Source organism: Methyloversatilis thermotolerans (genome assembly GCF_000372885.1).
Lineage (GTDB): Bacteria > Pseudomonadota > Gammaproteobacteria > Burkholderiales > Rhodocyclaceae > Methyloversatilis > Methyloversatilis thermotolerans.
In genome coordinates this window covers 3956240-3969766 of record NZ_KB889967.1, presented here as the reverse complement: position 1 = coordinate 3969766, position 13527 = coordinate 3956240, and the positions used below count along the sequence as shown (strand labels likewise).

General features: G+C 60.7%; 7 protein-coding genes. All 7 read right to left on the bottom strand.

All coding sequences use genetic code 11. The features are described 5' to 3' along the window. Positions 1-38 precede the first annotated feature (38 nt). A complete protein-coding gene (gene rpsJ, locus A3Q7_RS0118145; protein WP_018413334.1) occupies positions 39-350 on the bottom strand; it encodes a 30S ribosomal protein S10 in 312 nt (103 codons plus the stop codon). Between the two features lie 77 nt (positions 351-427). Then, positions 428-1618, bottom strand: coding sequence for an elongation factor Tu (gene tuf, locus A3Q7_RS0118140; protein WP_018413333.1), 1191 nt, complete (start codon positions 1616-1618; stop codon positions 428-430). 23 nt (positions 1619-1641) lie between these two features. Beyond that, positions 1642-3735 (bottom strand): elongation factor G, encoded by a 2094-nt coding sequence (gene fusA, locus A3Q7_RS0118135; protein ID WP_018413332.1) that lies wholly within the window; start codon positions 3733-3735, stop codon positions 1642-1644. Between the two features lie 65 nt (positions 3736-3800). Next, positions 3801-4271 (bottom strand): 30S ribosomal protein S7, encoded by a 471-nt coding sequence (rpsG, locus tag A3Q7_RS0118130; protein WP_018413331.1) that lies wholly within the window; start codon positions 4269-4271, stop codon positions 3801-3803. A gap of 26 nt (positions 4272-4297) precedes the next feature. Next, entirely contained in the window at positions 4298-4675 is a 378-nt protein-coding gene (gene rpsL / locus A3Q7_RS0118125; RefSeq protein ID WP_018413330.1) for a 30S ribosomal protein S12, read from the bottom strand. 261 nt (positions 4676-4936) lie between these two features. Continuing rightward, entirely contained in the window at positions 4937-9097 is a 4161-nt protein-coding gene (rpoC, locus tag A3Q7_RS20130; protein WP_456298999.1) for a DNA-directed RNA polymerase subunit beta', read from the bottom strand. 57 nt (positions 9098-9154) lie between these two features. Beyond that, positions 9155-13231 (bottom strand): DNA-directed RNA polymerase subunit beta, encoded by a 4077-nt coding sequence (gene rpoB / locus A3Q7_RS0118115; RefSeq protein WP_018413329.1) that lies wholly within the window; start codon positions 13229-13231, stop codon positions 9155-9157. Between the last annotated feature and the right edge of the window lie 296 nt (positions 13232-13527).

The window sequence follows — 13527 nt, the reverse complement described above, 5'->3', positions numbered from 1 at the left end:
ACCCGACAAAAAGAACGCCGGAAAAGATCAACCCGCCCCTACTGGAGCTTGATTTCGACATCCACGCCTGCCGGCAGATCGAGCTTCATCAACGCATCGACCGTCTTGTCGGTCGGATCGATGATATCCATCAACCTGACATGGGTACGGATTTCAAACTGGTCTCGGGAACTCTTGTTCACGTGCGGCGAACGCAGCACGTTGAAACGCTCTATGCGGGTCGGCAACGGCACGGGACCACGAACGACCGCACCGGTACGCTTGGCGGTATCCACGATCTCGAGAGCCGACTGGTCGATCAGACGATAGTCGAATGCCTTGAGACGGATACGTATTTTCTGGCTTTGCATCGTTTTTTCCCAAAGAGCGAAAGAGCAAAGCCGGACGGCACATCACCGCCCGGCACAAAAGCTGTCGAGTGTACTACTTACTCGACGATCTTTGCAACCACGCCGGCGCCGACGGTACGACCACCTTCGCGGATCGCAAAGCGCAGCCCTTCTTCCATCGCGATCGGCGCAATCAGCTTCACCGTGATCGACACGTTATCCCCCGGCATCACCATCTCGGTGCCCGCCGGCAGCTCGATCGAACCCGTCACGTCCGTCGTACGGAAGTAGAACTGCGGACGATAGCCGTTGAAGAACGGCGTATGACGACCACCTTCCTCCTTCGACAGCACGTAAATCTCCGCCGTGAAGTGCGTGTGCGGCTTGATCGAACCCGGCTTGGCCAGCACCTGCCCACGCTCGACTTCTTCACGCTTCGTGCCGCGCAGCAGCACGCCAACGTTATCTCCCGCCTGACCCTGATCCAGCAGCTTGCGGAACATTTCAACGCCCGTGCACGTCGTCTTCACCGTCGGCTTGATGCCCACGATTTCGATTTCCTCACCGACCTTCACAATCCCGCGCTCAACACGACCCGTCACCACCGTGCCGCGACCCGAAATCGAGAACACGTCTTCGATCGGCATCAGGAACGCACCATCCACCGCACGCTCCGGCGTCGGAATGTAGCTGTCCAGCGCTTCGGCCAGCTTCATGATCGCGCCTTCACCCAGATCGCTCTTGTCCCCTTCCAGCGCCTTCAGCGCCGAACCCTTCACGATCGGGATGTCATCACCCGGAAAGTCGTACTTCGACAGCAGCTCGCGCACTTCCATCTCAACCAGCTCGAGCAGCTCCGCGTCGTCGACCATGTCGCACTTGTTCAGGAACACAACAATGTACGGAACACCCACCTGGCGCGCCAGCAGGATGTGCTCGCGCGTCTGCGGCATCGGACCGTCAGCCGCCGACACGACCAGAATCGCGCCATCCATCTGCGCCGCTCCCGTGATCATGTTCTTCACGTAGTCCGCGTGTCCCGGGCAATCAACGTGCGCGTAGTGACGCGTCGCCGTTTCGTACTCAACGTGCGCCGTATTGATCGTGATACCCCGCGCCTTCTCTTCCGGCGCCGCATCAATCTGGTCGTACGCCTTCGCCTCTCCGCCGAACTTCGACGACAGAATCGTCGTGATCGCCGCCGTCAGCGTCGTCTTGCCATGGTCAACGTGACCAATCGTGCCCACGTTCACGTGCGGCTTGGTGCGCTCAAACTTTCCCTTTGCCATGTCTAGCCTCTACTGATTACCGATTACTTCTTGTTGATGATGGCGTCAGCGACGTTCTTGGGCGCTTCCGCGTAATGCTTGAATTCCATCGAATAGGTCGCACGCCCCTGACTGAGGGAGCGCAGCGTCGTCGAATAGCCGAACATCGACGCCAGCGGAACCTCCGCCTTGATCGCCTTGATGCCGCCGGGCAGATCTTCCATGCCCTGAACGATGCCGCGACGACCGGACAGGTCACCCATGACATTGCCCATGTAGTCTTCCGGCGTCTCCACCTCGACGGCCATCATGGGTTCGAGCAAGACCGGATTGGCCTTCCGCATCGCATCCTTGAACGCCATCGAGGCTGCCATCTTGAACGCGTTTTCGTTCGAGTCGACGTCGTGGTAGGAGCCGTCGAACAGCGTGACCTTCACATCGACAACCGGGAACCCCGCGAGAACGCCGTTCGGCAAGGTTTCCTGCAGACCGCGATCGACCGCCGGGATGAATTCGCGCGGCACCGTACCGCCCTTGATCGCATCGACGAACTCGTAACCCTTGCCCGGTTCGTTCGGCTCGAGCTTGATCCAGACATGGCCGTATTGACCGCGACCGCCGGACTGCTTGACGAACTTGCCTTCCTGCTCAACTGCCTTGCGCACCGCTTCACGATAGGCGACCTGCGGGGCACCGACGTTCGCCTCGACACCGAACTCTCGCTTCATGCGATCCACGATGATCTCGAGGTGCAGTTCGCCCATACCGGAGATCACCGTCTGACCGGACTCTTCATCGGTGCGCACGCGGAACGACGGATCTTCCTGCGCCAGACGACCGAGCGCCAGACCCATCTTTTCCTGATCGCCCTTGGTCTTCGGCTCGACGGCAACGTGAATCACCGGCTCCGGGAATTCCATACGCTCCAGCGTGACTTCCGCATCCGGATCGCACAGCGTTTCACCGGTCGTGACCGACTGCAGACCAATCGCTGCGGCGATGTCGCCAGCACGCACCTCTTCGATTTCCTGACGGTCGTTTGCATGCATCTGCACAAGACGCCCGATGCGCTCTTTCTTGCCCTTCACCGGGTTGTACACAGTGTCACCTGACTTCAGCACACCCGAGTACACGCGAATGAAAGTGAGCTGACCGACATACTTGTCGGACATGAGCTTGAACGCGAGAGCGGAAAACTTCTCTTCGTCGGCCGCCTTGCGCTCGACAGCCTCCTCGTTCTCACCCAAACCCTTCACCGGCGGAATATCAACCGGCGACGGCAGGAACTCGACGACAGCATCCAGCATGCGCTGCACGCCCTTGTTCTTGAATGCAGTGCCGCACAACATGGGCTGTATCTCGCCAGCGATGGTGCGCGTACGCAGGCCCTGGATGATCTCGGCCTCGGACAGCTCACCGCTTTCGAGATACTTGTTCATCATCTCTTCGCCGGACTCGGCGGCAGCCTCAACCATCTTTTCGCGCCATTCATTGGCGGTAGCCTGCAACTCGGAAGGAATATCCTCATAGGCGAACTTGATGCCTTGAGACGCATCGTCCCAGATGATGGCCTTCATCTTGATCAGATCGACCACACCCTTGAAGTTCTCTTCCGCACCAATGGGGATGACCACGGGAACCGGATTCGCACTCAGGCGTGTCTTCAGCTGCTCGTAGACCTTGAAGAAATTCGCACCGGTGCGATCCATCTTGTTTACGAAGGCAAGACGGGGCACACCGTACTTGTTGGCCTGACGCCAGACGGTTTCCGACTGCGGCTGCACACCACCCACCGCGCAATAAACCATGCACGCGCCATCGAGCACACGCATCGAGCGCTCGACTTCGATCGTGAAATCGACGTGACCCGGAGTATCGATGATGTTGATGCGATGCTCCGGGAAATTGCTGCCCATGCCCTTCCAGAAAGTGGTCACGGCAGCGGAGGTGATGGTGATGCCACGCTCCTGCTCCTGCTCCATCCAGTCTGTCGTGGCCGCGCCATCATGCACTTCGCCCAGCTTGTGATTGACGCCGGTGTAGTAAAGAATCCGCTCGGTCGTCGTCGTCTTGCCGGCGTCGATGTGAGCCGAAATGCCGATGTTCCGGTAGCGCTCGATCGGTGTCTTGCGTGCCACGATACAGTCCTTTGAAACAAGAGGCCGCCACAAGTGGCGGCCAGTCAATTAAGCGAAAATTCGGATCAGAAGCGGAAGTGCGAGAACGCCTTGTTGGCATCCGCCATGCGATGCACTTCGTCGCGCTTCTTCATGGCAGCACCCCGACCCTCGGCGGCCTCCATCAACTCCGCCGCCAGACGCAGCCCCATCGACTTCTCCGAACGCTTGCGCGCAGCTTCGCGCAGCCAGCGCATCGACAACGCCATGCGACGAGCCGGACGAACCTCAACCGGCACCTGGTAGTTCGCACCACCGACGCGACGACTCTTCACCTCAACAACAGGCTTCACGTTGTTGATGGCCTGGGAGAAAACCTCGAGCGGATCCTTGCCGCTCTTGGTCTTGATCTGATCAAAGGCGCCATAGATGATGCGCTCGGCCACCGACTTCTTGCCGGCAGACATGAGCACATTGACGAACTTGGACAACTCGACACTTCCGAACTTCGGGTCCGGCAGGATGTCCCGTTTGGGAACTTCGCGACGACGCGGCATTTTCTACCCCTTCAATCTGTGGCTTGTTAGGCTTTCTTCGGACGCTTGGCGCCGTACTTCGAACGGGCCTGCTTGCGATCCTTGACGCCTTGCAGGTCAAGCGAACCACGCACAATGTGGTAACGGACACCCGGAAGATCCTTTACGCGACCACCCCGGATGAGCACAACAGAGTGCTCCTGCAGGTTGTGACCCTCCCCGCCGATATAGGAAATGACCTCAAAACCGTTGGTCAGACGCACCTTGGCGACTTTTCGCAGCGCCGAGTTCGGCTTCTTCGGGGTCGTGGTATAGACGCGGGTGCAGACACCACGCTTCTGGGGGCAGGCTTCCAGAGCCGGCACCTTGGATTTGCTTACCGGCGAAGTGCGCGGCTTGCGTACAAGCTGATTGATGGTTGGCATTTTTCGAGATTCCAAAAGTACCGGAGGCGTAGCCCATCCAGTGTGGCCCGCCTCCGTGACTCGTTCGCCTCGGGCCCGCTACGGTTGGCGGACCCACAAAGAGGCCGGATTATAGGCACATGAAAATAAGAGGGTCAACCCCATGCCATGGCATCATGTCAAGGGGCCTGACCCGACTGCAATCAATGCAAGGCAGCGGATGCCGCCCTGCTGACTTACTGCGCTTCTCCCGCACTCGCCTCGACGGTCGTGACAGGGTCATCACCAAACAGGAGACGATCGGCTGCTGCGGCATCGTCGCCCACCGACTGTGCGCGACGGGTACGGTGATAGGCCAGACCCGTGCCGGCCGGAATCAGACGACCCCACGATCACGTTTTCCTTCAGGCCCTCGAGCTCGTCGCGCTTGCCCATGATGGCTGCCTCGGTCAGCACGCGAGTGGTTTCCTGGAAGGACGCCGCCGAGATGAAGGAATCGGTCGACAACGACGCCTTGGTGATACCGAGCAGCATGTACTGGTAGTCCGCCGGGCGCTTGCCCTCCGCCACGAGACGATCGTTCTCGTCAAGCACCTCGGAACGTTCCACCTGTTCCTCGCGGATGAACTTCGAATCGCCCGCATCGGTGATGACCACGCGCCGCAGCATCTGGCGCACGATCACTTCGATGTGCTTGTCGTTGATCTTCACGCCCTGCAGACGATACACATCCTGCACTTCGTCGATGATGTAGCGCGCCAGTTCCTCGACGCCCTTGAGGCGCAGGATGTCGTGCGGCTCGACCGCACCGTCGACGATCACTTCGCCCTTGTTCACCACCTGGCCGTCGTGCACCGTGACGTGCTTGTCCTTCGGGATCAGGAACTCGTTCACCGTGCCATCCGGCTCGGTGATCACCAGGCGCTGCTTGCCCTTGGTGTCCTTGCCGAACGAAACCGTACCCGTGACCTCGGCCAGCAGGCCGGCGTCCTTCGGCGAACGGGCTTCGAACAACTCGGCAACGCGCGGCAGGCCCCCGGTGATGTCGCGGGTCTTCGCCGACTCTTGTGGAATGCGCGCCAGCACGTCACCCACAGAAACCGCTTGTCCGTCCTTCACGGTGATGATGCAACCCACCTGGAAGGTGATGGACACCGGCGTGTCGGTTCCGGCGATCTTCACTTCATCACCCGATTCGGTAAGCAGCTTCACCTGGGGGCGCAGGCCCTTGGTGCTGGAGCTGCGGCGCTTGGGGTCGATCACGACGAGGGTGGTCAGGCCGGTCACGTCATCGACCTGCTTGGCCACGGTCACACCTTCCTCGACGTGCTCGAACTTCACGATGCCCGAGTACTCGGTGATGATCGGACGGGTATGCGGATCCCAGGTCGCCAGACCTGTTCCGGCCTTGATCGTCTGCGCCTCGTCGACCTGCAGCGTCGCGCCGTAAGGCACCTTGTGACGCTCACGCTCGCGACCATGATCATCGGTAATGATCACTTCGGCGCTGCGCGCGATCACGATCTTCTCGTTCTTGGCGCTGGTGACGTAGCGCATGTTCTGCGTGAACCGCACCACGCCCGCACTCTTGGCCTCGACACCACTGGCGGCCGCGGCTCGCGACGCGGCACCCCCGACGTGGAAGGTACGCATGGTGAGCTGCGTGCCCGGCTCGCCGATCGATTGCGCGGCGATCACGCCAACCGCCTCGCCGGCGTTCACCAGCTGGCCTCGACCCAGGTCGCGGCCATAGCACTTTGCGCACAGACCGTAGCGGGTTTCGCAGGTCAGCGGGGTGCGTACCTTCACTTCGTCCACACCCAACTGATCGATCAGATCGCACTTGTCCTCGTCGATCAGTTCGCCCGCGTAGATGACAGTTTCCTGGGTTTCCGGATTCACCACGTCGGCAGCGGTCACGCGACCGAGCACGCGTTCACGCAATGGCTCGATCACCTCACCGCCCTCGACCAGCGCCTTCATGACAAAACCTTCAGAAGTGCCGCAGTCGTCCTCGGTCACCACCAGATCCTGCGTCACATCGACCAGACGACGGGTCAGATAACCCGAGTTTGCGGTCTTCAGCGCGGTATCGGCCAGACCCTTGCGGGCGCCGTGCGTCGAAATGAAGTACTGCAGAACGTTCAGGCCTTCCCGGAAGTTGGTCGTGATCGGCGTTTCGATGATGGAGCCATCGGGCTTGGCCATCAGACCGCGCATGCCAGCGAGCTGACGGATTTGCGCAGCAGAACCGCGCGCACCGGAATCCGCCATCATGTAGATCGAATTGAAAGACTCCTGCTTCACGACATTGCCGTCGCGATCCACGGTCTCTTCCTGCCCGAGCTGATCCATCATGGCCTTGGCGACCTGGTCACCGGCACGGCCCCAGATATCCACCACCTTGTTGTAGCGCTCGCCGTCGGTCACCAGACCCGAGGTGTACTGCTGGGCGATCTCCTTCACCTCGGCTTCGGCTGCGCCAATGATGGAGTGCTTGGCGTCCGGCACCAGCATGTCCTTGACCGCGATCGAAATGCCGGCACGCGTGGCCAGGCCGAAACCCGCCTGCATCAGCTTGTCGGCAAAAATGACCGTCTCACGCAGACCGCAGCGACGGAAGCTGTTGTTCACCAGCCGCGAAATTTCCTTTTTCTTCAACGGCTTGTCGAGCACAGAGAAAGGCAGACCCGGTGGCAGGATCTCGGACAGCATGGCACGACCGACGGTGGTGTTGTAGCGGCTGATCTTGTCGCGCTTCTCACCATCGATGACTTCGACCTCGCGAATGCGCACGGACACCTTCGTATGCAGTTCGACGACACCGTTGTCATAGGCACGCCGCATCTCGTTCACATCCGAGAAGATCATGCCTTCGCCCTTGCCATTCACCTTGGCCCGGGTTGCGTAGTACAGACCCAGCACGATGTCCTGTGACGGCACGATGATGGGCTCGCCGTTGGCGGGCGACAGCACGTTGTTCGACGCCAGCATCAGCGTGCGCGCTTCCATCTGCGCTTCCAGCGACAGCGGCACGTGCACGGCCATCTGGTCACCGTCGAAGTCGGCATTGAACGCCACGCAGACCAGCGGATGCAACTGGATGGCCTTGCCTTCGATCAGCGTCGGCTCGAATGCCTGGATGCCCAGGCGGTGAAGCGTCGGGGCGCGGTTGAGCATGACCGGATGTTCGCGGATCACCTCTTCCAGAATGTCCCAGACCTCGGGCACTTCCTGCTCGACCAGCTTCTTGGCGGCCTTGATCGTGGTCGCCATGCCATTCAGTTCAAGCTTGTTGAAGATGAAGGGCTTGAACAGCTCGAGCGCCATCTTCTTCGGCAGGCCACACTGATGCAGCTTGAGCTGCGGGCCGACCACGATGACCGAACGGCCGGAGTAGTCGACGCGCTTGCCGAGCAGGTTCTGACGGAAGCGGCCACCCTTGCCCTTGATCATGTCGGCCAGCGACTTCAGCGGACGCTTGTTGGCGCCGGTCATGACGCGGCCGCGACGGCCGTTGTCGAGCAGCGAATCCACGGCTTCCTGCAGCATGCGCTTCTCGTTGCGCACGATGATCTCCGGCGCCTTGAGTTCGAGCAGTCGTTTCAGACGGTTGTTACGGTTGATGACGCGGCGATACAGGTCGTTCAGATCGGACGTCGCAAAACGACCGCCATCGAGCGGTACCAGCGGACGCAGGTCCGGAGGCAGGACCGGCAGCACTTCCAGGATCATCCACTCCGGCTTGATGCCGGAATGCTGGAAGCCTTCCAGAATCTTCAGACGCTTGGATATCTTCTTCATCTTCGCTTCCGAGCTGGTGGCTTCCAGCTCGGCGCGCAGACGTTCGACCTCACGGTTCAGATCCAGCGAGCGCAGCATTCCACGCACGCCTTCGGCACCCATATGGGCGTCGAAGTCGTCACCGTATTCCTCGACCTTGGCGAGGTAATCATCTTCCGACAGCAGCTGCCCACGGTTCAGCGGCGTCATGCCCGGATCGACGACGACATAGGCTTCGAAGTAAAGCACGCGCTCGATGTCGCGCAGCGTCATGTCGAGCACCATGCCCAGACGCGACGGCAGCGACTTCAGGAACCAGATGTGCGCGGTCGGACTGGCCAGCTCGATATGACCCATGCGCTCGCGACGCACCTTGGACAGCGTGACTTCGACACCGCACTTCTCGCAGATGACGCCGCGGTGCTTCAGCCGCTTGTACTTGCCGCACAGGCACTCGTAATCCTTGACCGGACCGAATATCTTGGCGCAGAACAGACCGTCGCGCTCAGGCTTGAAGGTGCGGTAGTTGATCGTTTCCGGCTTCTTGACTTCACCGTAGGACCAGGAACGGATTTTCTCCGGCGACGCGAGACCGATGGTGATCGCGTCGAACTCTTCTTCCTGCGTGACCTGCTTGAAAAGATCCAGCAATGCTTTCATGGCAACTCCTTTGGGGCTAGTGGCTAGGGGCTAGGCGGGACGCGGTCGCGCCCAGTCCTAGAACCGCTCCAAATCAATGTCGATGGCCAGGGACCGGATTTCCTTCACCAGCACGTTGAACGACTCAGGCATGCCAGCGTCGATCTTGTGTTCGCCCTTGACGATGTTTTCATAGACCTTGGTACGACCGGTCACGTCATCGGACTTCACGGTGAGCATTTCCTGCAGCGTATAGGACGCACCGTAGGCCTCCAGTGCCCACACTTCCATTTCACCGAAGCGCTGACCACCGAACTGCGCCTTGCCCCCCAGCGGCTGCTGGGTCACCAGCGAGTACGGGCCGGTCGAACGCGCATGCATCTTGTCGTCGACCAGGTGATGCAGCTTCAGCACATGCATGTAGCCAACCGTGACCTGGCGTTCGAAGGCCTCGCCGGTGCGACCGTCATACAGCGTCATCTGTCCGCCTGAAGGCATGTCGGCCAGTTCAAGCATGCGACGGATTTCACCTTCGTGCGCACCGTCGAACACCGGCGTCGCGAACGGAACACCAAACTTCAGGTTGCTGGCCAGTTCCAGCACCTCGCCATCGTTCAGCGACGCAATGTCTTCGCTCGTGCCGCTGCGGTTGTAGATCTCGTCCATGAAGGCCCGCAGTTCGGCGATATTGGCCTGACGACGCAACATCGCGTCGATCTTCTTGCCCAGACCGCGCGCGGCCATGCCGAGATGGGTTTCAAGGATCTGACCGATGTTCATCCGCGAAGGCACGCCCAACGGATTCAGCACGATGTCGACCGAGGTGCCGTCCTCCATATAGGGCATATCCTCGATCGGGGTGATCTTGGACACAACACCCTTGTTGCCGTGACGGCCGGCCATCTTGTCGCCCGGCTGAAGGCGGCGCTTCACGGCCAGGTAGACCTTCACCATCTTCTGCACGCCCGGCGGCAGTTCATCGCCCTGGGTGAGCTTCTTCTTCTTGAGCTCGAAGGCGAGATCGAAATCGGTGCGTGTCTTCTCGAGCGATTCGCGCAGACTTTCGAGCTGGGCTGCGATGTCCTCATCGGCCATACGGATGTCGAACCAGCCATGCGGTTCGACGCCATCGAGGTACTCGCGCGTGATGGTGGCACCCTTGGCGAGACGTTTCGGACCGCCATTGGCGACACGACCGACCAGCAGCCGTTCGATACGGGCAAAGGTATCGCGCTCGACGATGCGCATCTGGTCGCCCAGATCCTGGCGATAACCGCGCAGCATGTCGTCGATGATGGACTGTGCGCGCTTGTCGCGCTCGATGCCCTCGCGGGTGAACACCTGCACGTCGATCACCGTGCCATTCATGCCCGAAGGTACGCGCAGCGAAGTGTCCTTCACATCGGAAGCCTTCTCGCCGAAGATCGCACGCAGCAGTTTTTCTTCCGGGGTGAGCTGGGTTTCGCCCTTCGGCGTCACCTTGCCTACCAGCACGTCGCCCGCCTCGACTTCGGCGCCGATGTAGACAATGCCCGACTCGTCAAGGCGACCGAGTTGGGCTTCGCCGAGCGAAGCGATGTCGCGCGTGATTTCCTCGGGACCCAGCTTGGTATCGCGGGCGACGACCGTCAGCTCCTCGATGTGGATGGACGTGAAGCGATCGTCCGCGACCACGCGCTCGGAGATCAGGATCGAATCTTCGAAGTTGTAGCCATTCCAGGGCATGAAGGCCACGAGCATGTTCTGACCCAGCGCCAGTTCGCCGAGGTCGGTCGAGGCGCCGTCTGCCACCACATCACCCTTGGCGATCACATCGCCGATCTTCACGACCGGTCGCTGATTGATGTTCGTGTTCTGATTGGATCGGGTGTACTTCACCAGGTTGTAGATATCGACACCGACTTCACCCGGTACGGTCTCATCATCATTGACACGAACCACCACCCGGTTGGCATCGACGTAATCGACCACGCCACCGCGCAGCGCCTGTACGGCGGTACCCGAGTCGACCGCCACTGTGCGTTCGATACCGGTGCCAACGAAGGCCTTCTCGGGGCGCAGGCAGGGCACGGCCTGACGCTGCATGTTGGCGCCCATCAGCGCACGGTTCGCATCGTCGTGCTCAAGGAAGGGAATCAGCGAGGCAGCAACCGACACGATCTGGCCCGGCGCAATGTCCATGTACTGGACCTGGTCCGGGGTAGACAGCATGAATTCGCCCTTGTGACGGCAGGACACCAGTTCGTCGCTCAGTCCACCCTTCTCATCCAGCGACGCGTTCGCCTGGGCAATCACATACTTGCCTTCCTCGATCGCGGACAGGTAGTCGATCTGATCCGTCACGCGACCGTCCTCCACACGGCGGTACGGCGTTTCCAGGAAGCCATACCTGTTGGTGCGGGCATAGAGCGCGAGCGAGTTGATCAGGCCGATGTTCGGGCCTTCCGGCGTTTCGATCGGGCACACGCGGCCATAGTGCGTCGGGTGCACATCGCGCACTTCGAAGCCGGCACGCTCACGAGTCAGACCGCCCGGGCCCAGGGCGGAAACGCGACGCTTGTGCGTGATCTCGGACAGCGGGTTGGTCTGGTCCATGAACTGCGACAGCTGGCTGGAACCGAAGAACTCCTTGATCGCGGCCGAGATCGGCTTGGCATTGATCAGGTCATGCGGCATCAGGTTATCGGATTCAGCCTGCGACAGACGTTCCTTGACCGCGCGCTCGACACGGACCAGACCGGCGCGGAACTGGTTTTCCGCAAGTTCGCCAACCGAACGCACACGGCGGTTGCCCAGGTGGTCGATATCGTCGATCTCACCCTTGCCGTTGCGCAGGTCGACCAGGATCTTGATCACATCGACGATGTCTTCGTTCGACAACGTAGCTGCGCCCTCGATCTCATCGCGACCGACACGGCGATTGAACTTCATGCGCCCTACGGCCGACAGGTCGTAGCGCTCTTCCGAGTAGAACAGTCCATGGAACAGGGTTTCCACCGCATCTTCCGTGGGCGGCTCGCCCGGCCGCATCATGCGATAGATCGCGACGCGCGCCGACCACTGGTCGGCCGTCTCATCGGTACGCAGCGTCTGCGAGATGTAGGGACCACGATCCAGATCGTTGGTGTAGAGCGTAGTGATCTCTCCGATCCCTGCCGCCTGCATCTTGGCCAGCAGTTCCTCGGTGATCTCATCGTTCGCGTTGGCCAGGATTTCGCCACTGTCTGCGTCGACAATCTGGCTCGCAACAACGCGACCGACCAGGAAATCTTCCGGAACCGTGATGGACTCGGTGTTCGATTCGGCAAGTTCGCGGATGTGCTTGGCGGTGATGCGCTTGTCCTTGGCGACCACTGTCTTGCCCGCCTTGTCGACGATGTCGAACTTGGCGATCTCGCCGCGCAGGCGTTCCGGCACCAGCTTCATCTCGATGCCGGCCTTGCCGGACAGGTTGAAGCCGTCGAAATCGAAGAAGGTGTCGAGGATCTGTTCCGGCGTCATGCCGATGGCCTTCAGCAGAATGGTCACCGGCATCTTGCGGCGACGGTCCACGCGGAAGTACAGGTAGTCCTTGGGATCGAATTCGAAATCCAGCCAGGAGCCACGATAGGGGATGATGCGGGCCGAGAACAGCAGCTTGCCGGAGCTGTGCGTCTTGCCGCGGTCGTGCTCGAAGAACACGCCGGGGGAGCGATGCAGCTGGCTGACGATGACACGTTCCGTACCGTTGATCACGAAGGAACCGGTGGTGGTCATGAGCGGGATCTCTCCCATGTAGACCTCCTGCTCCTTCACTTCCTTGATCGTTTCCTTCGGCGCCTCGCGGTCCATGATGACCAGGCGCACACGGGCGCGCAGCGGGCTGGCAAAGGTCAATCCGCGCTGATGGCATTCCTTCACGTCGAAGGCGGGCTCGCCGAGCATGTAGTGCACGAATTCGAGGCGCGCATTGCCGGAGTGCGAAACGATCGGGAAGATCGAGGTGAAGGCGGCCTGCAGACCCTGGTTGCGCCGGTGCTCGAGTGGCACGTCGGTCTGCAGGAACTGCGTGTACGACTCCAACTGCGTGGCCAGCAGGAAGGGCACGTCGAGCACCGCATCACGCTTGGCAAAGCTCTTGCGGATGCGCTTCTTCTCGGTGTAGGTATAGGCCATGAAATCTCCGGACTAAGAGTGCGATGGCCGGGGAAACGGATCCGCGCCACCCGGCGCGGACGGTGTTTCACCGCGGATGCGATCGAAACTGCGCGATCAGGACTTCGTGACCGGCGGTTGGCCCCTACCAACCCCTGGCAGACAGCGAAGGCGCGGGCGGAACACCCGAGGCGGGACCTTCGCTCGACCGGTGACGGTCTTCCGTGATCACTTCGGAAGACAAGGAAAAGGCGGATTGGTGCCGCATTTTCCTGGACGCCCGAATGACGCCAAAACGACAACGGGAGCGCGTGCCC